Origin of the sequence: Halomonas flagellata (genome assembly GCF_022487945.1) — a bacterium.
Taxonomy (GTDB): domain Bacteria; phylum Pseudomonadota; class Gammaproteobacteria; order Pseudomonadales; family Halomonadaceae; genus Halomonas; species Halomonas flagellata.
The window spans coordinates 41,286-64,782 of record NZ_JAKVPY010000003.1 but is presented as its reverse complement, the minus strand read 5'-3'; the positions used below and the strand labels follow the sequence as shown (position 1 = coordinate 64,782).

At 62.0% G+C, this 23,497-nt stretch carries 20 protein-coding genes; 14 read left to right on the top strand and 6 right to left on the bottom strand.

Annotated features, from left to right (window positions below):
* The first annotated feature begins 7 nt into the window (after nucleotides 1–7).
* Together glcC and MKP05_RS03145 are read left to right on the top strand one after the other, a co-directional pair.
* Entirely contained in the window at nucleotides 8–787 is a 780-nt protein-coding gene (glcC, locus tag MKP05_RS03150; protein ID WP_240566981.1) for a transcriptional regulator GlcC, read from the top strand.
* Between the two features lie 144 nt (nucleotides 788–931).
* Complete coding sequence (locus MKP05_RS03145) at nucleotides 932–1,585, top strand: GntR family transcriptional regulator (RefSeq protein WP_240566980.1); 654 nt, start codon at nucleotides 932–934, stop codon at nucleotides 1,583–1,585.
* A gap of 96 nt (nucleotides 1,586–1,681) precedes the next feature.
* On the opposite strand, the gene MKP05_RS03140 is transcribed toward MKP05_RS03145, so the two are convergent.
* Both MKP05_RS03140 and MKP05_RS03135 read right to left on the bottom strand, forming a co-directional pair.
* Nucleotides 1,682–2,695: a 4-hydroxythreonine-4-phosphate dehydrogenase PdxA gene (locus MKP05_RS03140; protein ID WP_240566979.1), complete on the bottom strand. Its 1,014-nt coding sequence runs from the start codon at nucleotides 2,693–2,695 to the stop codon at nucleotides 1,682–1,684.
* 25 nt (nucleotides 2,696–2,720) lie between these two features.
* Nucleotides 2,721–4,025 (bottom strand): L-fuconate dehydratase, encoded by a 1,305-nt coding sequence (locus tag MKP05_RS03135; RefSeq protein WP_240566978.1) that lies wholly within the window; start codon nucleotides 4,023–4,025, stop codon nucleotides 2,721–2,723.
* 211 nt (nucleotides 4,026–4,236) lie between these two features.
* On the opposite strand from MKP05_RS03135, the gene MKP05_RS03130 reads away from it, so the two are divergent.
* Complete coding sequence (locus MKP05_RS03130) at nucleotides 4,237–5,181, top strand: LysR family transcriptional regulator (protein ID WP_240566977.1); 945 nt, start codon at nucleotides 4,237–4,239, stop codon at nucleotides 5,179–5,181.
* Nucleotides 5,182–5,218: 37 nt separating this feature from the next.
* Here MKP05_RS03130 and MKP05_RS03125 read toward each other — a convergent pair whose 3' ends face one another.
* A complete protein-coding gene (locus tag MKP05_RS03125) occupies nucleotides 5,219–6,121 on the bottom strand; it encodes an NAD(P)-dependent oxidoreductase (RefSeq protein WP_240566976.1) in 903 nt (300 codons plus the stop codon).
* Between the two features lie 32 nt (nucleotides 6,122–6,153).
* Nucleotides 6,154–7,605, bottom strand: a complete 1,452-nt coding sequence (locus tag MKP05_RS03120) for an NAD-dependent succinate-semialdehyde dehydrogenase (RefSeq protein ID WP_240566975.1) — start codon at nucleotides 7,603–7,605, stop codon at nucleotides 6,154–6,156.
* A 535-nt stretch (nucleotides 7,606–8,140) separates the two neighbouring features.
* Here MKP05_RS03120 and MKP05_RS03115 point away from each other — a divergent pair.
* The 6 genes from MKP05_RS03115 (at nucleotide 8,141) to MKP05_RS03090 (ending at nucleotide 15,669) form a co-directional block, all read left to right on the top strand.
* Nucleotides 8,141–9,112 (top strand): Bug family tripartite tricarboxylate transporter substrate binding protein, encoded by a 972-nt coding sequence (locus MKP05_RS03115; RefSeq protein WP_240566974.1) that lies wholly within the window; start codon nucleotides 8,141–8,143, stop codon nucleotides 9,110–9,112.
* 35 nt (nucleotides 9,113–9,147) lie between these two features.
* A complete protein-coding gene (locus tag MKP05_RS03110; RefSeq protein WP_240566973.1) occupies nucleotides 9,148–9,717 on the top strand; it encodes a tripartite tricarboxylate transporter TctB family protein in 570 nt (189 codons plus the stop codon).
* Nucleotides 9,718–9,731: 14 nt separating this feature from the next.
* Entirely contained in the window at nucleotides 9,732–11,243 is a 1,512-nt protein-coding gene (locus tag MKP05_RS03105; protein WP_240566972.1) for a tripartite tricarboxylate transporter permease, read from the top strand.
* Nucleotides 11,244–11,330: 87 nt separating this feature from the next.
* The gene (locus tag MKP05_RS03100; protein WP_240566971.1) at nucleotides 11,331–12,767 is read left to right on the top strand and encodes an FAD-binding oxidoreductase; all 1,437 of its coding nucleotides are present in this window, start codon (nucleotides 11,331–11,333) and stop codon (nucleotides 12,765–12,767) included.
* A gap of 76 nt (nucleotides 12,768–12,843) precedes the next feature.
* Entirely contained in the window at nucleotides 12,844–14,016 is a 1,173-nt protein-coding gene (locus MKP05_RS03095) for a fumarylacetoacetate hydrolase family protein (protein WP_240566970.1), read from the top strand.
* Nucleotides 14,017–14,091: 75 nt separating this feature from the next.
* On the top strand, nucleotides 14,092–15,669 hold the full coding sequence (locus MKP05_RS03090; RefSeq protein WP_240566969.1) for an aldehyde dehydrogenase (NADP(+)): 1,578 nt from the start codon (nucleotides 14,092–14,094) through the stop codon (nucleotides 15,667–15,669).
* A gap of 111 nt (nucleotides 15,670–15,780) precedes the next feature.
* On the opposite strand, the gene MKP05_RS03085 is transcribed toward MKP05_RS03090, so the two are convergent.
* Nucleotides 15,781–16,308, bottom strand: a complete 528-nt coding sequence (locus MKP05_RS03085; protein ID WP_240566968.1) for a gamma carbonic anhydrase family protein — start codon at nucleotides 16,306–16,308, stop codon at nucleotides 15,781–15,783.
* Between the two features lie 436 nt (nucleotides 16,309–16,744).
* Between MKP05_RS03085 and MKP05_RS03080 the strand changes: the two genes are divergently transcribed.
* The 4 genes from MKP05_RS03080 (at nucleotide 16,745) to MKP05_RS03065 (ending at nucleotide 20,509) form a co-directional block, all read left to right on the top strand.
* Nucleotides 16,745–17,539: an enoyl-CoA hydratase/isomerase family protein gene (locus tag MKP05_RS03080; RefSeq protein WP_240566967.1), complete on the top strand. Its 795-nt coding sequence runs from the start codon at nucleotides 16,745–16,747 to the stop codon at nucleotides 17,537–17,539.
* 69 nt (nucleotides 17,540–17,608) lie between these two features.
* Nucleotides 17,609–18,796, top strand: coding sequence for a CaiB/BaiF CoA transferase family protein (locus MKP05_RS03075; protein ID WP_240566966.1), 1,188 nt, complete (start codon nucleotides 17,609–17,611; stop codon nucleotides 18,794–18,796).
* A 22-nt stretch (nucleotides 18,797–18,818) separates the two neighbouring features.
* Nucleotides 18,819–19,586: an electron transfer flavoprotein subunit beta/FixA family protein gene (locus tag MKP05_RS03070; protein ID WP_240566965.1), complete on the top strand. Its 768-nt coding sequence runs from the start codon at nucleotides 18,819–18,821 to the stop codon at nucleotides 19,584–19,586.
* Nucleotides 19,583–20,509 (top strand): electron transfer flavoprotein subunit alpha/FixB family protein, encoded by a 927-nt coding sequence (locus MKP05_RS03065; RefSeq protein WP_240566964.1) that lies wholly within the window; start codon nucleotides 19,583–19,585, stop codon nucleotides 20,507–20,509. The genes MKP05_RS03070 and MKP05_RS03065 overlap by 4 nt, the downstream gene beginning before the upstream one ends.
* A gap of 168 nt (nucleotides 20,510–20,677) precedes the next feature.
* Here MKP05_RS03065 and MKP05_RS03060 read toward each other — a convergent pair whose 3' ends face one another.
* Nucleotides 20,678–22,378: an L-lactate permease gene (locus tag MKP05_RS03060; RefSeq protein ID WP_240566963.1), complete on the bottom strand. Its 1,701-nt coding sequence runs from the start codon at nucleotides 22,376–22,378 to the stop codon at nucleotides 20,678–20,680.
* A 364-nt stretch (nucleotides 22,379–22,742) separates the two neighbouring features.
* Between MKP05_RS03060 and MKP05_RS03055 the strand changes: the two genes are divergently transcribed.
* Entirely contained in the window at nucleotides 22,743–23,450 is a 708-nt protein-coding gene (locus MKP05_RS03055) for a glutathione S-transferase N-terminal domain-containing protein (protein WP_110282397.1), read from the top strand.
* Nucleotides 23,451–23,497: the final 47 nt, after the last annotated feature.

Genomic DNA, 23,497 nt, shown 5'->3' with positions numbered 1-23,497 from the left:
GCATGCGATGACTTTCCCGACCGACGACATGCGCCATGGCACGCGCACTCCCGACAGTGTCGCGGCCAAGCTCGAGCAGCTGATCCTCGATGGTGTCTTCCGTCCCGGGCAGTTGCTGCCCTCCGAGCGGCGCCTCTGCGACAAGCTGGGGGTGTCGCGCGCCTCGCTTCGCGAGGGCCTCAGGATCCTGCGCAGCAAGGGGATCATCGCGACCCGTCATGGCCATGGCTCGACGGTGGCGCACCTGCTGCCCGCGCAGGACCAGAGTCCGCTGATGCACATGTTCAAGAGCCATCCACGGACGCTGTTCGACCTGCTCGAGGTACGGGCGCTGCTCGAGGGAGAGTCCGCACGGCTGGCGGCAAGTCGCGGCACCCCGGCGGACCGGGTGCTGATCACCCGCCGCTACCAGGAGATGGCGGACTATGTGGAAGGGGCCGACACCATCGATGTCGAGCACCTGGCCCGGCTCGATCACGGCTTTCACCTGGCGATCTGCCAGGCATCACACAACCCGGTACTGGTGCACACCCTGCAGAGCCTCACGGACCTGCTGCTGAGCTCGGTCTTCGCCTCGGTGAAGAACCTCTACCATCGCCCCGGCCCCCGGGAGATGATCAACCGTCAACATGCCCGGCTGCACCGGGCCGTGGTACAGGGCAAGCCCGAGCTGGCGCGGCGCGTGGCGCTGGAGCATCTCTCCAGTATCGGCGACAACCTGCGGGAGATCGAGGCCGAGAGCGAGCGCCTCGAGCGCTCGGCCATGCGCCTGGAGGAGGCACGATGAGGCACGATGAGGGCATCACAACTTGACGTGCATTTACTTTTGAATTCATAATGAATTTAGTTAGATTCGGAACGTCATGCTTTCATGTAACCAGGATGCTCTCGCAGACTTAATCGGGCCCCAGGGGGTCAGGAACTATTTCAGATGGAAAAGATCAAGCAGAATACGCTGCACGGGGAAGTGGCTGAGCGCATTCGCGATATGATCGCTCAGGGGGCCTTGGCACCCGGAAGTCGTGTGCCAGAAAAGCAGCTTTGCGAACAGTTCGGCGTGTCCCGCACCCCCCTGCGAGAGGCCCTCAAGGTTCTCGCCTATGAGGGGTTCGTCGAGTTGTTGCCGAATCGAGGTGCTCGCGTCGCCAAGCTGACGAAGGCTACCCTCAAGAACACCTTCGAGGTGATGCAGAGTCTGGAAGCCCTCTCGGGTGAGCTTGCCTGTGAGCGGATCAGCGAGCCGGAACTGGCCAATATCGAGGCGCTTCACTACCAGATGCTGGCTCACTACAAGAGTGGCAACATGCAGGAGTACCTGTTGGCCAACCAGCAGGTTCACGAGGCGATCGTCGTCGCTTCTCAGAACGATGTGCTGATCGATGTATACAAGAACCTCAACCAGCGTGTTCGGCGTGTGCGCTTTACCGCCGAGCTGAGCAACGATTATTGGTCCCAGGCGATTCAGGATCATGAGGCGATGGTCGAGGCGTTGCGGGCCCGGGATGGCGAGGCACTGGGACGCATATTGCGTCGCCATCTGCGGGACAAGGTGGAGGTATCGGCCCTCGAGGAGATGGCGGAATAACCGTCGAACCTTCCAAGCTTGCGTATCCTTGCTGCTGACGAAAGAAAGCTAGTGCCGGTAATATGCCGGCACTATTGACTTTAAGGCTACACAGATTCAGGTGAAGCGGTATTGATAGTGTCTTCCCATGCGACAGGCGATGTCGAAGGCGTGCCGCATGGCCTCGACACTGGCCTTGCCCTGCCCGGCGATATCGAAGGCGGTGCCATGAGCGGGGGTGGTGATGGGGATCGGCAGGCCGCCCTGCACGGTGACGCCGCGCTCGAAGCCCATCAGCTTGAGGGCGATCTGGCCCTGGTCGTGGTACATCGTCACGACGCCGTCGAATTCTCCGTCGCGGGCCCGGCGGAAGACGGTGTCCGCCGGGAAAGGGCCCTGGGCGGGGTAGCCGGCGGATGTGGATTCCTGGATGGCAGGGGCAATGATATCGATCTCCTCGCGGCCACAGGTCCCGCCTTCACCGGCATGCGGGTTCAGAGCGGCCACGGCGATGCGTGGCTCGCCCACATCGGCCGCCTGCAGGGCATCATGAATCAGACGAATGGCGTTGGTGATGCGGTACAGTGTCACGAACGAGGCGGCCTCGCTCAGCGGTACATGGGACGAGATGCGCGACGTCCAGAGGTTCCCCAGCGTATTGAATTCACAGAAGTAGCCATCGACCTTGAGGTATTCGGCGAAAAAGTGCAGCTCATCCTCATGCGTCAGGCCACCCTGTTTCATCGACAGCTTGTTGAGGGGGGCAAAGCAGATGGCGTCGATCTGGCCGGCCCGAGCCGCATCCAGGCATCGCGTCAGCACATCGAGGACCGAGGCGCCGCCGGCCGCGCTGACCTGGGCATAGCGGATGGCATCCCGGGATACGCTGTCGACGGGCAGCAAGGCCGGGCCATCGGCCTGGCGGGCTTCCGCGAACGAATCGAGCTCGGGCAGGCGATGTGTGACGCCCGTGACTCGCTGGCCCTCTTCCCACAGCCAGCGATCCCCCACGACCACGATGCGGGCCTGGGTGACCGCCTCGCGGTCCGACAGCAGCCTGGCGACCAGCTCCGGGCCGATACCCGCCGGGTCGCCCAGCGTCAGGGCAATGCAGGGTCGATGATCTGGCATCGTATCTCTCCAGTGGTGGTGAAATTCATGATTCCTGCCAGGCGGCGCCGTGCGGGTACAGATGCCGTGCCAGGGAATCTGGATGCATGGTGATGCTGTAGCCCGGTGCCTGTGGCGCCTGGTAACGGCCCTGGCGGATCACCACCGGATCGACGAAATGCTCATGCAAATGGTCGACGTATTCCAGAATGCGGCCTTCCAGGGAGGCTGACACCGCGATGTAGTCGAACAGCGAGATATGCTGTACGTATTCGCACAGGCCCACGCCGCCGGCATGCGGGCAGACGGGCACGCCATACTTGGCGGCCAGCAGCAACACCAGGATGACTTCATTGAGGCCGCCGAGTCGGGCACTGTCGATCTGGCAATAATCGATCGCCTCGGCTTGCAGCAGTTGCTTGAACATCACTCGGTTGTGGCAATGTTCCCCGGTCGCAACGCCAATGGGGGCCAGGCGGCGGCGAATCTCGGCATGCCCCAGGATGTCGTCGGGGCTGGTGGGCTCCTCGATCCACAATGGGTCAAACTCGGCCAATTGACGCATATTGGCGATGGCCTCATCGACATCCCACATCTGGTTGGCGTCCATCATCAACGGGCGCTCCCAGCCGATTTCTTCGCGCAGGATCCGGGCACGACGACGGTCCTCCTCGAGGTTACCGCCGACCTTCTGCTTGAAGTGTGTCCAGCCCTCGGCCAGTGCTTCGCGAGCCAGGTGTCGTACCTTGTCGTCGGAATATCCCAGCCAGCCGGCCGAGGTGGTGTAGGCGGGGTAGCCGTGCTCGCGCATTTCCTGTTCACGAGCAGCTTTGCCGGCTTCGTTGCGCTTGAGCAGGGCGAGGGCTTCTTCTGGTGTCAGGGCATCGGTGACGAAGCGGAAGTCGAGGCAATTCACGAGCTGCTCGGGGGACATGTCGACCAGCATTTTCCATATCGGCTTCCCTTCCGTCTTGGCCCACAGGTCCCAGATGGCATTGACGATGGCCGCCGTGGCCAGGTGGATGGCGCCCTTGTCGGGACCGATCCAGCGAAGCTGACTGTCGCCGCTGGTGATATGGCGCCAGAAGCCGCCCATGTCCTCGGTGATCGAGGCCAGCGTGCGCCCTTCCACCATCGCGGCCAGTGACTTGACGGCGGCGACGCAGATTTCGTTGCCACGCCCGATGGTGAAGGTGAGGCCATGTCCCTGATGGCCTGCCGTGTGATCGGTGTGCAGCGTGACATAGGCGGCGGAATAGTCGGGAGCCGCATTCATGGCGTCCGAACCGTCAAGGGAGCGTGAGGTGGGAAAGCGAATGTCCTGTACATCCAGATGGGTGATGGTAGTCATTTCTGGCGGTTGTCCTATCCGAGGGGCCTGTCGGTCCAGCCTAGAAGGGTATTGCGATAACCTGCCAATCGATTTTTTTACCATGCCGATCGCTTCTGGTTATCATAGGGGAAGGCAATGCGGCTCCGGTGACCAGGGCTATCGCAGTTGAGCAATAATTGCCTTGCTCCGGTGACCCGCTAGGCTGCAGGACGAGATGTCGGGGAAGAGAATGGACAAACTATCATCGGCCAGCCTGTGTGGCTGGCTGCGTTTCAAGCACCTGGTATTGCTGGTCCATCTGGACAAGAGTCGCAACATGCATACCGCCGCGCGCCAGATGCACTTGAGTCAGCCGGCGGCGAGCAAGATGTTGCGTGACCTGGAAGCCTATTTCGGCTTCCAGATCTTCGAGCGACAGCCGCGTGCGATGGTCCCGACCGAACTGGGTACCCAGGTGGTGCGTCATGCCACCATCCTGCTCAACGACACGGATCGGCTGGTCGAGGATATCCAGTTCATGCACGAAGGGGGGTATGGACGCCTGATCATTGGTGCCATACCGGCCGCGGCCCCCGAGATCCTGCCCGCCGCCATCGCGGCTCTGAAGCGGCGGCGGCCTCGACTGGCAATCAGTATTGACGAGCAGAGCAGCGACCGCCTTCTACAGGCGCTGGAGTACAAGCAGCTAGACCTGGTGATTGGCCGCCTGACACACGTCAGCCAGCACAACCTGTTCGACTTCGAGCCCTTGCTCGAGGAACCATTGCGTGTGGTGGCACGCCGTGACCATCCCCTGGCAGGCGCCACGGAGGTGGGCCTGGCCGAACTGAGCCGCTGGCCATGGATCCTGCATCCATTGAGCAGCCCGATGCGCCGTGTCTTCGAAGAAGCCCTGGCGGAGGCAGGCATCGCGTCGCCTGCCGATACCATCGAAACCACCTCGACCCAGACCACGCTCCAGCTGCTGCTGAGCTCGGACATGCTGGCCGTGCTGCCACGCTCTGTGTTGAAGCGCCCCCTGGCCAGCGGCCAGTACGTGACGCTGCCGCTGATCATCGGCAAGCCATTGGATTATTACGGCATCATCACGCGCAAGCACCAGCCGCTCTCGGCGGCAACCGCCGAACTCGTGAGCGAATTGAGGCAGCAGGTTCGAATGGCTGCCCCTGTGTGAGCCGTACCGGGATCCCGGTGCGGCTCACAGTGTCCCTTCACGATCGCTTCCCATCCGCCAGGATGCTGACCAGCTCGGGCACGGGGGCTTGAGCAAAGCCCAAGGACTCGGCCTCGCCCAGCACCTGGGCGATACCCGAGGCAGTGTCCCGGGCGGCGTCCAGGTCGCTTGCCATGGCCACGTAATACCCCAGGTCCTTGTGGGCATTGGCGATACTGAAGCGGAAGCCGGAGGGATCGCGGGACAGGATATAGGGCCGCAGTCGCTCCAGCACCGTGCCTGCCCCGCCTCCCTGGGCGAGCACATCGACCAGGACCTCGGCGTCGATACCACCCCGCTCGGCGCAGGCGGCCGCTTCGGCCAGCACGGTGGAAAAGCCGACCGAGACGAAGTTGTGCAACAGCTTCAAGGTATGACCCGAGCCGACGGGACCGGCATGAGTGATATTTTCGGCATAGCTCCGCAGCAGGGGCAGGAGGGCCTCGAAGAGATCAGGGTCACCCCCCACGATCAGGTTGAGCCGCCCCTCGGCGGCTTCCTTGGGGGTGCGCGTCATCGGCGCATCGAGGAACCGTCCCCCCGCCGCTTCGACCGCCTCGGCGATCTTGACCGTCGAGCTCGGAATCGCGGTCGAACAATCGATGACTATCGTTCCCGGCTGGATCCCTTGCAATACGCCGCCTTCGCTGAAGAGGACGGCTTCCACCTGAGGCGTGCCCGTGACGCAAATGATGATGACGTCGGAGTGGCGGGCCAGATCCGCCCCCTCCGTGAACGCCACCGCCCCCTTGGCCACTAACTCATCGACCGGCTGGTTACCGGGGTGCTCGAGAAAATTCAGGGGCCACCCGGCGCGCTGGATGCTGCCGGCGATGCCGTGCCCCATCAAACCGATGCCGATCATGCCGACCCGCTGTTCCGATAACGGCTTGCTGTTCATGTCCTGGTCCTGTGCTGTGCATTGGTCATGCTTCAAAGTCCGCCCATACAGAGATACTTGATCTCGATATAGTCCTCGATGCCATATTTGGAGCCTTCCCGGCCGATGCCGGATTCCTTGACACCCCCGAAGGGAGCCAGCTCGCTGGAAATGATGCCCTCATTGATTCCCACGATGCCGCATTCCAGCGCCTCGGCGACTCGCCAGACGCGTCCCACGTCCCGGGTATAGAAGTAACTGGCCAAGCCGTACGGCGTGTCATTGGCCTGGCGAATGACGTCATCCTCGTCAGTGAAGCGCAACAGGGGGGCCACGGGACCGAAGGTCTCATCGTTCATGAGCAAGGAATCGGTGGACACATCCGTGAGGATCGTGGGTTCGAAGAAGTTCCCCTCGAGCGCGTGGCGCCTCCCGCCCAGGTAGACACGGGCTCCCTTGCGCTTGGCATCCGCGATATGCTCCTCGACCTTCTCGACTGCCGCCTGGTCGATCAAGGGGCCCAGGGTCACGCCTTCCTCGAGGCCGTTGCCGACTCGTTGAGCATCGATCGCCGTTGCCAGCCGCTCGGCGAAGGCATCGTAGACTTTGTCATGGACGAAAATCCGGTTGGCACATACGCAGGTCTGGCCGGTGTTTCGAAACTTCGAGGCCATCACGCCCGCCACCGCCTGGTCGAGGTCGGCATCCTCGAAGACGATGAAGGGCGCATTTCCCCCCAGTTCCATCGAGACCTTCTTGACGGTCCGCGCACAGGCAGTGAGCAGTACCTTGCCCACTTCCGTGGACCCGGTGAAGGAGAGCTTGCGCACCCGGGGATTCGAGGTCAGCTCTTCACCCACCACCCGTGCGCTACCGGTCACCACGTTCAGTACCCCCTTGGGGACACCGGCCCGCTCGGCGAGTTCTGCCAGGGCCAAGGCCGAGTAGGGGGTACTGGAGGCCGGCTTGACGACAACCGAACACCCCGCCGCCATGGCGGCGGACGCCTTGCGGGTGATCATGGCATTGGGAAAGTTCCACGGCGTGATGGCGGCCACCACGCCGACCGGTTCCTTGGTGACGACGATGCGGCGATCCGCCGCGTGAGCCGGGATGACATCCCCGTAGACACGCTTGGCTTCTTCTCCGAACCATTCGATGAAGGAGGCGCCGTAGGCGATTTCGGCCTTGGCTTCCTGCAGCGGCTTCCCTTGTTCCAGGGTCAGGATACGCGCCAGATCCTCCTGGTGCTCCATGCACAGGTCGAACCAGCGCCTCAGGATCGCGGCACGCTGTTTGGCGGTCCTGGACTTCCAGGCGGGAAAGGCGATGTCAGCGGCCTCGATCGCCGACCGCACTTGGCCTTGCGTCAATTGGGGCACGGTCCCCAGCAACGCGTTGTCGGCGGGGTTGGTGACCTCGATGGCCGCCTGTCCCTCGGCATCGGTCCAGCGTCCATTGATATAGCAGTGTTGCCTGAAAAGGGTGGGATCATTCAGGTTCATTGAACTTCCTAAGCAGCTGGTTCTATTGAATGAGTCGCCATCTGTCGATCAAGCCGCAGGCGTGATGTTGGCCGCGTTCGATGTCGTCCTTGGCGCCTCTCTCAGTCAACCCTTTCCCTGCAGTGGCTGACATGGCCGTGCAGGATGGTTAAGATGTCGGCTCAATATGTATTATGTATTCATTAAAATATATTGTACTTTCGTCGATACCTCCTGAATCCATATCATCAATGGGTAATCTGGCTGAGGGCTTTGTGGAAGAGGCGTGCCATGGCATGGCCCCGGTATCCCGACGCACTCCTGGCCGGGGAGAAAGGGGGCCGGAAAGGGTAGACTAAGGTCTATGTTGATAAAATGAATTATGTGTTCAGAATGAGAAAGTCATGGCTGTAAGCGGATGCGTCCAGGGCTTTCCGGTCTGGCAGTCTGGCAGGAGTGGGCCCTCAAAGGCCGTTTCGACACCCAGCGTGGACATGCCGGTCTCGGCCATGGGTTTGTGTATTGTCGTGCAACAACTACAAATCGGAGTGACAGAATGATCAAGACGAAATGGGTAGGCAAGACGGCATTGTCAGGTGCACTTTGCCTGGCACTGTTCAGTGGCAGCGCAAGCGCCTGGGAACCGGAGCGAAATGTCGAGTTTACTGTGCCGTACAGTGCCGGCGGAGGCAGCGATATCAACGCGCGTATGCTGGTAGAAGTAATCCGCCAGAATGACCTGGTCGACCAGACGATTCTGGTCAACAACCGGCCAGGCGGTTCGGGAGCCGTGGGAAATAGCTATACATACAACAAACGGGGAGACGGCCATGCCATCATGACCTTCAACGGCGGTCAGATGATGAGCATGGTGACGAATAACGCCGATGTTCAGCTGGAAGATCTGACCCCTCTTGGTACGCTGGCGCTTGATACCTTGCTCCTGGGGGTCGCTGCCGACAGTGATATCGAGGACGTGGACGATCTGATCGAACAAGCGAAAGAGGATCCGGGCAGTGTCACCATTGGCGGCGCCGGGCGAGGAGGGGAGGACCATCTCGCTTTCGCCATGCTCAATTCCGGCCTGGGTGCTGAGTTCCAGTATGTGCCCTTCGGGGGAACGGGGGAAGTGACCTCGGCCTTGCTGGGTGGCCACATCGATGCGGCTGTATACAAGCTGGGTTCGCGTATGGATCCCACCCAGGTGCGTAGTCTTGCCGCCCTTGCCGAAGAGCGTCTGGAAGCACCCTATGACGAGGTGCCGACCTTCGCCGAGCTCGGTTATCCCGATATCCAGCTCATGATCTTCCGCGGCTATGCCGGTCCTCCCGAGATGCCCGAGGAGGCCGTTGCCTACTGGGAGGATGTGCTGAAGAAGGCCTCGGAAAGCGAGCAGTGGCAGAACGACTATATCGAAAAGAATAACCTGCTCGGTACTTTCATGGGTGCCGAGGAAAGCGCCGAGTTTTACAGTAAGGAGAAGGCCAGGTATACCGATAAATTCAAGGAAGTCGGTATCATAGAGTGAGGTCAGGGGCGGCGATGTGGTGTGTCTGACATGCCATGCGCTGCCCTGTTTGCTTTGTTGTCGTTCCAAGTGTTTATTTCAGTCATCAATATGCATGGATGAACAGGGCTTTCATGATGAAGGGGGAGGTGGATATGAATGCTGAAAAGTCTCCTGAGACAGATAGCCTGTCCTGGTTGCCGGCTTTGGTCACTATCGGCATCGTGCTGATGGGGACTTCATGGGCTGTGCTTGGGTATTTTAAATACGGGTTTTGGGTAAATGATGGCCCAGGCGGTGGCTTCTTCCCGGTTGTGGCAGGGCTAGGTGCGGCCGTGCTCGGCACCTATGAGCTCTTGTTTTCTGCGGTAAGAGCCAAGGCCATAGGAGCAAAATGCCTTTGGCCAGCGGCTGCCATGGCAATAACGGTTGCCACTATTCCCTTGCTCGGCATGGTTCTGGCCATGACGCTTTTCATCGTGTTGTGGATTCTTCACGCTGAGCGCAAGACATGGCAAAAGGCTGTCCTGACTGGACTCGGCGCTGGCGTGGCAATCTACTTGGTGTTTGGCCTGTGGTTGAAGGTTCCGTTTCCTCAAGGCCTGTTCCTTGAGATGATACAATAAGGGGTAAGTCTCCCATGGATATCCTGCAGTCACTATTGTTAGGTTTTGCGACCTCTCTGACCGTTCCCAATGTATTTGCTGCGCTGGTCGGGGCAAGCTTGGGGATAATGATCGGCGCCATTCCGGGGCTCGGCTCAGTGACCGGGGTTGCTCTCTTGTTGCCACTGACCTTTCAGATGGATCCTATCACCGGTATCATTATGCTCGGTGCGCTGTATTATGGTTGCATGTATGGGGGGTCCTACAGCGCCATCATGCTCAATATTCCCGGTGATGCACCGGCCGTAGTGACCGCACTCGATGGTTACCCCCTTTCCAAGAAGGGCCAGGCAGGAAAGGCGCTGTTTACCGCCAATATCTCTTCCTTCATCGGTGGTACCATCGGCATTGTCATGCTCACCTTCATGGGGGCGGCCCTGGCCAAGATTGGCCTGATGTTCGGTCCCGCGGAGGTTGCGGCCCTGGTGATCCTGGCCCTCTGCTCCATTGGCTGGCTGCTTGGTGACATTCCCAAGAAGGGTCTGATCTCGACATTTGTCGGTATCATGCTGTCCATGGTAGGAATCGGTCTGGCCTTCGGTCAGCCACGCTTCACCTTCGATTCAATGTACCTGTTGAATGGGATTTCCTTTATTCCCCTGGTCATCGGCATGTTCGGCTTCAGCCAAGTCCTGGAAATGATGGTTAACAGGATCGATGCGGCAGGATTGATGACCAAGATCGGTCTTCGGGGGAGCCTGTTGGATAGAAGTGAAATGCGCCGCATCATTCCAGCATCGCTCCGTTCGGGTGTTCTGGGTAACCTCGTGGGGATTCTTCCCGGTGCTGGCGCTACTACCGGCTCCTTTTTGGCGTATGTTCTCGAAAGGAAGGTGGGACGCAACGGCGATAAGCTTGGTACAGGTAGAATAGAGGGTGTGGCGGCTTCGGAAGCCGGAAACAACGCCGCGGCGGCTGGCTCCTTTGCCCCGCTTCTCTCCTTGGGCATCCCAGGATCCGGCACTGCTGCCGTCCTGTTGGGAGGCTTGATGATGTGGGGTGTACAGCCGGGCCCCATGCTCTTCCAAAACAGCCCTGATTTTGTCTGGGGTCTGATTTCTTCCATGTACCTGGGTAATGTCATGGCGGTACTCGCTGCCTTGGCTATTATCCCCTTCCTGGTGAAATTGCTGAGAGTTCCCCCTGCCTTCATGATTCCTGTCATCGCGGTTGTCTGTGTGGTGGGGTCCTACAGTGTCAATAACAGCATGTTTGATGTCTGGTTCATGCTGGGAGCTGGGGTGGTGGCCTACTTCATGAATGTCGCCAAGTATCCGGTGGCGCCCCTGCTGCTGGCTTTCGTACTGACACCCAGGCTTGAGACCAGTCTGCGTCAGGCATTGGATATTTCGCGTGGGGATTTCTCGATCTTTTTCAATAGCCCGATTGCAGCCACGTTGCTTAGCATTACTCTGTTGTTCATCGTGTATCCCTTGGCAAAGAAACTGCTATTCGTTTCTCGAAAGGGGAAGGTGTTGGCCAAATAATGATAGGGCTTTATGGATTTAGTTGGATGTAGTGATTGTATGTTGAGCCGAGATGGTGGCTAGCCTCATTCTTTTTCGAGATGTGATATGAACGATAGAAAATATGAGATTATTGAACATTTGACGGCAATGCTCGGGGCTAGTGGCGTGTTGCATGAGTCTGGTGACTGTGAGCGATATCGTCGTGATTGGGCCGGCCATGAGCTGGGGGCTCCCTTGGCGGTGGTGCGTCCGAAGAATACCGAGGAAGTTGCCCAGGTCGTTGGCTTCTGCCATGAGCACAGGGTGTGCATGGTGCCCCAGGGAGGACATACCGGTCTGGTCAAGGGTGCTTTGCCTGACAGCCGCTATCCCGAGGTGGTTATCAGCCTTGAGCGCATGACGCGCATTCGCCACATCGATCCGCTCAACTTCAGCATGGCGGTCGACAGCGGTTGCATCCTGGAGCAGGTCAAGCGTGTGGCGGAAGAGCATGACTGCTTCTTTCCCCTCTCGTTGGGTGCACAAGGTAGCTGCCAGATCGGTGGCAACATCGCCACCAACGCCGGCGGCGTCAATGTGCTGCGCTATGGAATGATGCGTGAGCTGGTGCTGGGCATGGAGGTGGTATTACCCAACGGCGAGATCTGGAACGGCATGCAGGCGCTGCACAAGGACAACCGGGGCTACAACCTGCAGCAGCTGTTCCTGGGCAGCGAAGGAACACTGGGCATTGTCACCGGAGCGGTGCTCAAGTTGTCGCCTCGTCCGGAGCAGTCGCAGACGGCCCTGCTGGCACTTCCCTCCGTTGAGGCTGCGGTGCGACTGTATGCCCAGGCCCGACGTGCCTGCAGCGATCTGCTTTCCGCTTTCGAGTTGATCCCGCGTCAGTGCATGGAACTGGCTTTCGAGGCTTCTCCCCAGTTGTCTGACCCGCTCGATACCGCGTATCCCCATTATGTGTTGCTGGAGTTGGATGCCACGGGGCCCGTGGATCTGGCCGGAATGCTCGAGCATCTACTGGAAGCGAGCATGGAGTCTGAGGTGGTACTGGACGGAGTCCTGGCATCCAGTGGCCAGCAAGCCGATCAACTCTGGTTGATCCGTGAAAGCATGGTGGAGGGACAGCTGCTTCGGGGCGAACATCTGCGCACGGACGTGTCGGTGCCCATTTCTGCGATCTCCCGTTGTGTGGAGCAGGCCACGGCAGCCGTCTCCGCTATCGAGCCGAAGGCCACGACAATCGCCTACGGCCATATCGGCGATGGCAACCTGCATATCAATGTCCTCCCGCCTGCAGATATGGCGAAGGATCAGTTGTCCCATCTGCTCGGGCGCCTGGAGACAGCCATCTTCGAGGTCGTGGACCGTTGCGATGGCAGCATCAGTGCCGAGCATGGCATCGGGCGTAGCAAACAGGAGGCGCTGCTAGCCAGGAGTTCCGAGACGGAGTTGAAGCTACTGGCGGGTATCAAGGCGGTCTTCGACCCCCATCACCTGATGGGGGCAGGGCGTATATTGCCATCTACAGGGGAGGCATCGTGACCGTCTCGCCTTCTCTGTTTCACCTTGAGCTTGCCCCTTGGAAACTCGGGTTTCGAACATCATGACAGGAACCACAATGCAAGCCATCACCCCACGTCATTGTCTGCCCGAAGACCTCGCTAATGCCCTGCTGGTAGGGCGGGTCTGGCGAGACACCCCTCGCTCCGGTCCTGCCATCGTGATGGTCCGCCATGGCCAGGTGGTCGATATCACCGCCAGCGTTGCCACCATGGCTGACCTGCTGGACCGCGACGATGCCGCGACCTTCGTTGCCAATATCCAGGGCGAGGTGCTGGGGCCGGTCGAGACCCTGTTGGACAACTCCCTTGCTCATCCCAAAAGGTCACCCTACCTGCTGGCACCTTGCGACCTTCAGGCTATCAAGGCCTGTGGAGTGACCTTCGCTGTCAGCCTGCTTGAACGCGTGATCGAGGAGCAGGCCGGTGGCAGCCCGCAGCGGGCCAGCGAGCTGCGACAGGAAATCCAGGCATTGATTGGTGGCGATCTGTCGCAGATTCGCCCCGGTTCACCCCAGGCCTTGGCGCTAAAGGCCGAGCTGCAGGCCAAGGGTGTCTGGTCGCAATACATGGAAGTGGGAATCGGCCCCGACGCTGAAGTGTTTTCCAAAGCCCAGCCACTCTCCTCGGTGGGATTAGGCGACCGGGTCGGGCTACATCCGGACTCGCAATGGAATAATCCCGAACCGGAGATCGTCCTGGCGGTGGCTGCCGATGGCACGCCCCGTGGCGCGAGTCTGGGCAATGACGTCAACCTGCGCGATATCGAGGGACGCAGTGCCCTGTTGCTGGGCAAGGCCAAGGATAACAATGCCTCCTGTGCCATTGGGCCTTTCATTCGCTTGTTCGATGACCGGTTCACGCTTGATACCGTGCGTGAGGCCAAGGTTTCGCTGCGTATCGAGGGGGAGGATGATGGTTTCTCGCTGGAAGACAGTAGCGACATGCGCGAGATCAGCCGTGACCCCATGGAACTCGTGAATCAGACCATCGGGGCGCATCATCAGTACCCTGATGGTTTCATGCTGTTCCTTGGCACCATGTTCTCGCCTATCCAGGACCGTGATGGCCAGGGCCAGGGCTTCACCCACCATCTGGGCGACCGGGTGACCATCGCCACCCCCAGCCTCGGTGCACTGGTCAATGCCGTTGGCCGCAGTGATCGTTTGCCCCCCTGGACCTACGGACTGCGCGCCCTCCATGCCCACCTGGCGCGTCAAGGTCAGGCCTGAGCCCTGCGTTAGCCTAGCCCGATGTCCTACATCGGGTCTTTCACCGAATCGAATGCGAAGGTAAAGGAGGAAACCATGTCCCTTACAGGACAACTCTTGATCGGCCAGCGCACCGTCACCGGCACCCGCGCCGAGATCCAGGCCACCGACCCGGCCACCGGCAAGCCCCTGACGCCAGTCTACCCCGGGGGCGGCGAGACCGAAGTCGACCAGGCCTGCGCCCTGGCCGAGGCAGCCTTCGCCAGCTACCGCGAGAGTTCGCTCGACGAACGTGCGATGTTCCTCGAGACCATTGCCAGCGAGATCGAGGTGCTCGGCGATGCGCTGATCACCCGCGCCATGGCGGAAACCGGCCTGCCGAGGGCGCGCCTGGAGGGCGAACGCGGCCGCACCTGCGGCCAGTTGCGCCTGTTCGCCTCGGTAGTGCGCGCCGGCGAGTGGCTCGACGTGCGCCTCGACCCGCCGCTGCCCGAGCGCCAGCCCATGCCCCGCGTCGACCTGCGTCAGCGCCACGTCGCCCTGGGCCCCGTGGCGGTGTTCGGCGCCAGCAACTTCCCGCTGGCCTTCTCGGTGGCCGGCGGCGACACCGCATCAAGCTTAGCCGCCGGCTGCCCGGTGGTGGTCAAGGGCCACTCCGCGCATCCCGGCACCTCCGAACTGATCGGCCGTGCCGTGCACGCCGCGGTGGCCAAGTGCGAGCTGCCCGAGGGCGTGTTCTCGCTGCTGTTCGGGGCGGGCAACGAGATCGGTCAGGCGCTGGTCGCCGACCCGCGCATCCAGGCGGTGGGCTTCACCGGCTCGCGGCGCGGCGGCACCGCGCTGATGCAGACGGCGCAACGCCGCCCGCAGCCGATCCCGGTCTATGCCGAGATGAGCTCGATCAACCCGGTGTTCCTACTGCCGGAGGCATTGAAAAACCGAGGCAAAGAGATCGCCGAAAGCTTCGTCGCCGCGCTGACCCTGGGCGCCGGGCAGTTCTGCACCAACCCCGGACTGCTGCTCGGCGTAAAGGGCGAGGCACTTGATGCCTTCCTTGTCGCTGCTGGCGAGGCGGTCAAGGCCAGCGCCGCGCAGACCATGCTGACCCCGGGCATCCATGGTGCCTATGAGGACGGGGTCGGCGCACTGGCCGGGCATGACAGGGTCCGCGAAATCGCCCGTGGCCAGGCCGGTGATGGCCCCTACCAGTGCCAGGCGGCGCTGTTCGCCGCCGCGGCGGACGACTTCCTCGCCGACGAGGCGTTGCAGGCCGAGGTGTTCGGCGCTAGCGCGCTGGTGGTCGAATGTGCCGACCTGCAAGAAATGCAACGTGTCGCCGCCCACCTCGAGGGTCAGCTCACCGCCACCCTGCAACTCGACGACGGTGATCTCGAGGCGGCCAAGGCACTGCTGCCGGTGCTGGAGCGCAAGGCGGGGCGGGTGCTGGTCGACGGTTGGCCGACCGGGGTGGAGGTGTGCCACGCCATGGTTCACGGCGGACCCTTCCCGGCCACCTCGGATGCGCGCAGCACCTCGGTGGGCAGCTCGGCCATCCGGCGCTTCCTGCGTCCGGTATGCTACCAGAACCTGCCGGCAGCGCTGCTGCCCGAGGCGCTCCAGGATGCCAACCCGCTGGACGTGACCCGGTTGGTGGACGGTCGGCGTGAACTCTGAATCGCCGGCCAATATGACACCACTCGGCCGGCGCAGTGCCAGCCGAGTGGTATTGTGGCTTATGCCGTTGTGTCGGTTGAAGCGTCGTATTGGCTGACAGGGTGCTGAGGCTCAGGCGTCTAGCGGTTTGAGGTGTGCAAGGTAGCGATCTTTTCGCGCCACATAGCTCTGGCTGCTCTCGGCCAGTCCCGCCACTTCATCCGGACTCAGGGTGCGCACCACCTTGGCCGGCGAGCCCAGAATCAGCGAGTTGGGGGGAAACTCCTTGTTCGCGGTGACCACCGAGCCGGCGCCGATCAGGCAATTCTCTCCGATCCGTGCGCCGTTGAGGATGGTCGAGTGCATGCCGATCAGGCTGCCGTCGCCGATGGTGCAGCCGTGCAGCATGACCAGGTGACCCACGGTGACGTTCTTGCCGACGCTCAGGGGACAGCCAGGGTCGGTATGCAGCACGCAATTCTCCTGAATGTTGCTGCCGTCGCCGATGCTGATGGGTTCGTTGTCGCCGCGCAGCACGGCTCCTGGCCAGATGCTGACGTCCTTACCCAGCCTGACGTCGCCGATGATGGCGGCCTCGCGGGCGATAAAAGCGCTGTCATCGTAGCGGGGCGAGAGATCCTCGAGCGCATAGGTCGTCATGTCCTTTCTCCAGTGTTCGTATGTCGTTAGTCGGGAGGTTGTTGTCTGTCTGGCCGCTGGCGGCGTCGCCGCCCAGGGTGAGGACACCGTAGGAATCTCGGTTAGCGGTGTCAATTATTTTGAATTCAGAATGTTGTTTGTCGCCTGTGCCAGGCTGCTATCCAACTTGTTGATTATAAAAAGTAACTGGCCTTTTTTCGGTCAGAATAGACAAAAGTCTATATTGATGAAATGAATTTTGAGTTCATAATTATATTTGTGCGGTCCTGGCAATCTCCGAGCCGTGCAACAGGCACCGCAAGCCAGATCCACCACGGTGTAGTGTTCAACTGGAGGTGTACTGCCATCCGTGGATAAGGGGGCCGTGCGCCGAGCATAACGACGGCAGGTGAGGCCTCCGGGTTCCTGCCAGCCGCTGACGAAGCAGGAGGGAAACATGGAGCCAACATCGACGGCCGAGCTGGAATTCGTCAAGGATGGGCGCATCGCCTGGCTGATCTTCAACCGTCCTCAGGTCCGCAACGCCATGACCTGGGGGATGTACGACGCGCTCGAGCGTCACTGCCAGGTGTTGAACGAGGATCCGGACATCGACGTGGTGGTGCTGCGTGGTAGTGGCGGCGAAGCCTTCGTTGCCGGTACCGATATCAAGCAGTTCACCACTTTCGACACGGCCCAGCATGCGCTGGATTACGAACATCGCATCGATCAGGTCATCGGCGTCCTAGAGTCGCTGAGCAAACCCACCATCGCCCTGATCGAGGGGTTCTGCGTCGGCGGTGGCGCGGCCATCGCTATGGCCTGCGACTTCCGCTACTGCACGCCCGATCTGCGTTTTGGCGTGCCCATTGCCAAGACCCTTGGTAACTGTGTCTCCATTGCCAACCTGTCGCGCCTGATCGATCTGGTCGGCGCTGCCAGGGCCAAGGAGGTGCTGATGCTCGCCAAACTGTTCAAGGCCGAGGAAGCGAGGCTGGCAGGACTGGTGACCGAGGTCATTGCGCCCGAGGGGATCGAGGTTGAGGTCAGGCAAGTGGCCGAAAGGCTGAGTGGCTTTGCGCCCTTGACCCTGCGCGCTTCCAAGGAGGAGATCCGACGCGTCCTGGCGGCGCGACGGCCTGCCGCTGGCAGCGAAGAGGACTTGATCGCGCTCTGCTACACCAGCCGCGACTTCAAGAGTGCCGTCAACGCTTTCGTCAACAAGACACCCCATGCCTGGCGCGGAGAGTAGTGGCCGTCCCGTGGCTTTTCGCGACCTTTCCTGATCGCAACGTTTTCCAATGACAACGAGGTGGCAAACATGCTTCCCTTAACGAAAATGAAGGTACTCGACATTTCTCAGATCATGGCCGGTCCCTACTGCACCATGGTGCTCGGTGACCTGGGGGCGGACGTCATCAAGGTGGAGAAGGCCAACGGCGGTGACGACAGCCGCCAGATGGGCCCTTACATCAACGACGAGTCGACCTGCTTTGCCCAGATCAACCGCAACAAGAAGAGCATCTCGTTGAACCTCAAGGAGGAGGAGGGGCGTGAGATCTTCTATCGGCTGGCCAAGGAAGCCGACGTGATCGTCGAGAACTATCGCACTGGGGTGGCCAAGAACCTCAAGGTGGATTACGAGACCATCAAGGCCATGAACCCGGGCATCATCTACTGCTCCATCTCCGGCTATGGTCAGACCGGCCCCTACAGCCACAAGGGAGGCTTCGACCTGGTGGCCCAGGGCATGACGGGGCTGATGTCGATGACCGGCGAACCCGGCCGGCGTCCGCTGAAGACCGGCATCGCCGTCTACGATATCGGCGCCGGCATTACCGCCGTCTATTCGATCCTGGCGGCCTACATCCACAAGATGAACACCGGGGAAGGACAGCTGGTCGACGTGGCCATCGCCGAGTGCGGCCTGCCCTGGTTCACCTGGGAAGCGGCGGCCTATTTTGCGGAAGGCACCGTGCCCGAGCCGACCGGCTGGCGCCATCGCGTCTCGGCTCCCTACCAGGCCATCAAGGTGAAGGATGGCTACATCATGCTGGGCTGTGCCAACCAGCGCACCTGGGAGCGCCTCTGCCATGAGGTGATCCATCGCCCCGATCTTCTGGAGGACCCGCGCTTCGTCACCAACCATCTGCGCGGGCAGAACGTGGAAGAACTGGAAGCCGTGCTGGAAGCGATCTTCGTGCAGGACGAACGGGAAAGCTGGTTGACCAAGTGCGACCAGGCGGGTGTGCCGGCGGGCCCCATCAACAACTTCGCCCAGGCGCTGGACGATCCCCATTACCAGGCGCGCGGCATGGTGCAGGAGTTGGAGCACCCGGTCATCGGCAAGATGAAGACCGTCGGCTTCGCCAGCAAACTCTCCGAGACCCCGCCACAGATTCGCCGACCGGCCCCACTCTACGCCCAGCACACTGATGAAGTCATGGCCGAGCTGGGTGTCGACGAGGCGCACTGCGATGAGCTGCGTCGCAAGGGGGTAATCAAGTGATGACAGCGTGGAGCGGTAAAGCATGAAGATCCTCGTCGCGGTCAAACGTGTCATCGACTACAACGTCAAGATCCGGGTCAAGCCGGACAACTCCGACGTCGATCTCACCAACGTCAAGATGGCCATGAACCCCTTCTGCGAGATCGCCGTGGAAGAGGCGGTGCGTCTCAAGGAGCGCGGGGTGGCGACCGAGATCGTGGCCGTGACCGTGGGGCCCAAGGCCGCCCAGGAGCAGCTGCGCACCGCCCTGGCATTGGGCGCCGACCGCGCCGTCCACGTCGAGACCGACGAGCGCGTCGAGTCGCTGGGCGCGGCCAAGGCGCTGGCCAGGGTGGTGGAAGTAGAGCAGCCGGGCCTCACGATCCTCGGCAAGCAGGCCATCGACACCGACAACAACCAGACCGGCCAGATGCTCGCCGCCCTGACCGGCCTGCCCCAGGCCACCTTCGCCTCCGAGGTGGTCGTCGAGGACGACAAGGCGCGGGTGACCCGCGAGATCGACGGCGGCCTGCAGACCGTGGAGCTCACGCTGCCCGCGATCGTGACGACGGATCTCTGCCTCAACAAGCCGCGCTACGCCAAGCTGCCCGACATCATGAAGGCCAAGAAGAAGCCGCTGGACGTCAAGAGCCCGGCGGATCTCGGTATCGAGGTAGGCAGCCGCGTCAAACTGCTCAAGGTCGAGCCGCCGGCCGAGCGCCAGGCGGGCATCAAGGTGGGCTCGGTGGACGAGCTGGTCGACAAGCTGAAGAACGAAGCCAAAGTGCTTGGAAAGGAGCTGATTGCATGAGCATCCTGGTCCTGGCCGAACATCACGACGGCGTCCTGGCCGACGCCACCGCCCATGTGGTCGCGGCGGCGCAGCAGATCGGCGGCGAGATCGACGTCCTGGTGGCGGGCGAGAACGTCGCCGCCATCGCCGAGGCCGCCGCCAGGCCGGATGGCGTGAGCCGCGTGCGCGTCGCCGACAATGCCGCCTACGCCCACCTGCTGGCCGAGCCCACCGCGGCGCTGCTCGCCGAGCTGGCCGGCGACTACAGCCATGTGCTGGCGGCCGCTTCCACCACGGGCAAGAACGTCCTGCCGCGGCTGGCCGCGCTCCAGGACGTCAGCCAGCTCTCCGAGATCATCGCCGTGGAGAGCGCCGACACCTTCAAGCGCCCCATCTACGCCGGCAACGCCATCGCCACCGTGCAGAGCGAGGATGCACTCAAGGTGATCACCGTGCGCGCCACCGCCTTCGACGCCGTGGGCGAGGGCGGCAGCGCCAGCGTCGAGGCGGTGGACTTCGTCGCCGACAACGCCCAGTCCCGCTTCGTCGAGGAACAGCTGGCCGAGAGCGACCGCCCCGAACTGGGCTCGGCCAAGGTGGTGATCTCCGGCGGCCGCGGCATGGGCAGCGGCGAGAACTTCCAGCTGCTCGAGGGCATCGCCGACAAGCTGGGCGCGGCCATCGGCGCCTCGCGCGCCGCGGTGGACGCCGGCTTCGTGCCCAACGACATGCAGGTCGGCCAGACCGGCAAGATCGTCGCCCCCGACCTCTACCTCGCCGTGGGCATCAGCGGGGCCATCCAGCACCTGGCGGGCATGAAGGACTCCAAGGTGATCGTGGCGATAAACAAGGACGAGGAGGCGCCGATTTTCCAGGTCGCGGACTATGGCCTTGTCGCCGACCTCTTCGAGGTGCTGCCGGAGCTCGAGCAGAAGTTGTAAGGAAAGTCGCTTCCAGGTCGCGCTCTCCATGACAAACGAAATGGTGACTGACTTGTTTGAGTTCTTATGAACCTGTGGGTCAGGTCGTGAGAGAGCGCAATAAATTGATAATGTCTGCCGACGCGCCCCAGTCGTAAGCCTGAGGCGCTTTGTTTTGATTATGAGTAATTAATTGTTACCCAGCAGCGGATCCACCACGCCCAGGACGTAGAAGGCCACCAGGGCGATCAGGCCGGTGAACACCAGGTAGTAGAGCGTCGGCAGGATGGTCTTGCGGATGGTGATGCCTTCGCGGCCGAGCAGGCCCACGGTGGCCGAGGCGGCGACCACATTGTGGATGGCGATCATGTTGCCCGCCGCGGCCCCCACGGCCTGCAGGGCGACCATGAAGGCGGTGGAGACCCCCAGCGCCTCGGCCACGTTGAACTGGAACTCCGACAGCATCAGGTTGGAGACGGTGTTGGAGCCGGCGATGAAGGCACCGAGGGCGCCCACGGCCGGAGCGAAGAAGGGGTAGACCCCGCCCACGCCGTCGGCGACGAACTGCGCCATGGCCACCGGCATGGAGACCAGGTCGGCGGCGTTGACCCCGGAGTTGATCAGGATCCGCACCATGGGGATGGTGAAGATCAGCACGAAGCCGGCGCCGAAGATGGTCCGGGTGGACTCGCCGAAGGCGGCCTTGAGCTCACCGGCACTCATGCGATGCAGCACCGCGGTGACCAGCACCACCATCAGCAGGATGCCGCCGGGCAGATAGAGCGGCTCGATGCTGCCGGACACGCCGGCCTCACCGAGGATGTTGCTCCAGCCGACGCTCAGGGAGGTCAGAGCCTGCTTGAGCGGGTCGATGGTGCGCGAGGCCACCAGGAAGATGGCCAGCAGCAAATAGGGTACCCAGCCCATGAGGGTGGTGATCGGCGTCTTCCCCACGATGTCCTCGGTCTTGATCACCAGCTTGCCGATCCACTCGTCCGGCCAGGACGTGCTCTCGGGGAAGTCCCAGGTGTCCTTGGGAATCAGGAAGCCCCTTTGCGCGGCGGGTACGACGATGGCCAGGCCGACCATGGCACCGATCATCGAGGGGAATTCCGGACCCAGCAGCACACCAGCCAGCATGTAGGGCACCACGAAGCAGACACCGGCGAAGATCGCGAAGGGGGCGATGGAGAGCCCCTCCTTCCAGGAACGGTTGGCGCCGAAGAAGCGCACCATGATCACCACCATGATCAGCGGCATGAAGACGCCGACGATGCCGTGGACGATGGCCACTTCGCCGGCGATCAGGCGGAAGTACTCGGTCCAGGTCGCGCCGTCAGCGACCAGGCGCTCGGTGATCGCATCACGGTTGATGCCCCCTGAGACACCGACCACGATCGGCGTGCCCACCGCACCGAAGGAGACCGGCGTGGACTGGATCATCATGCCCACCACTACGGCGGCCAGGGCGGGAAAGCCGAGCGCGACCATCAGCGGGGCGGCCACGGCGGCCGGGGTGCCGAAACCGGAGGCCCCCTCGATGAAGCAGCCGAACAACCAGGCCACGATGATCGCCTGGACACGGCGGTCGGGGCTGATCCCCGAGAAGCCCTTGCGGATCGCGGTGATGCCGCCGGAATGCTTCAGGGTGTTCAGCAGCAGGATGGCGCCGAAGATGATCCACAGGATCGAGACGGTGAGGATCAGCCCCTGGAAGGTCGAGGCGAGCACCCGGTTGAAGGTCATCTCCCAGGCGAACAGGCCGATGAGGGCCGTGACCACGAAGACTATCGGCATGGCGGTCCTGGCGGCCATGCGCAGGCCGATCAACAGCACACCGGCCAGTACCAGGGGCACGAAGGCGAGTAGGGCAAGAGTGGTATCAGTCATGAGGCTGGTTTCCTCGGTTCGTTGTCTGGTCTTGCGTTTGAAGAACGAGTGAGCGGGTTTGCTGCCGTCGGGGCGGCGGGCGGTCGCAAGATACGCGCAATCCGACCGGGGTGGCCAGATGTGGAAAATTGGTATGACCAATCATTGGTGAGCTGGCGAGCACGACGGGGATGACGAATTCCATTGAAAATACAGCCCTTTTTTCCTCCTCGGGAGGGCGGCTTCTGGCTGCGGAGGGGCACCGTGCTTAGACTAATGGACAAGCCAGTGTCGTATGGCGACCCGGGTGTGGTCACCGGTTGGCGGGGCTCGGCAAAGCCTGGCACTATCGAACCATGAACATCATCGGATGCGAGGAGTCGGCATGACACGGGTACTCTACGATCTCTGCGGTATCGACGAGGGGCTGCGATTCTCGCCCTACTGCTGGCGGGTCAAGTTTGCCCTGGCCCACAAGGGACTGGACGTGGAGACGCGGCCCTGGCACTTCACCGACAAGGAGGCCCTGGCCTTTGCCAGCCACGACAAGGTGCCGGTGCTCGTCGATGGTGACGAGGTGGTGACCGAGAGCTACGAGATCCTGCGCTACCTGGACCGCGCCTACCCGGAGGCTCCGCTGCTGGGAGAGGGGATCGCCGAGGCCCGGGCGCGCTTCTTCAAGTACTACGCCGAGCGCTCCCTGGCGCCGGCGATGCTGCGCACCATCATCATGGACCTGCTCAACGCCATCCATCCCGACGACCGCGACTACTTCCGCGAGACTCGCGAGAAGCGTTTCGGCCGCACCCTCGAGGAGTTCCATTCGCCGGCCAAGGGTCTGGCCCAGCTCGATGCCGCCCTGGAGCCGTTGCGCGGTCAACTCACGGAGGCCGACTATCTCGATGGCGATGCACCGGCCGCTGCCGACTACCTCGTTTTCGGCAGCTTCATGTGGGCGCGCTGTGTCTCCAGCGCCGATCTGGTCTCCAATGCCGACCCGGTCTACGCCTGGGTCGAACGCATGCTCGACCAGCATGGCGGGCTGGGGCGCAGCGCCATGCGAGTCACCGATGTCGAGGGCGCCTACCGCTGAGGCGCCCCTGCATCGGCCGGGACCGCAGGAGCATGCAAGGAGAGGAC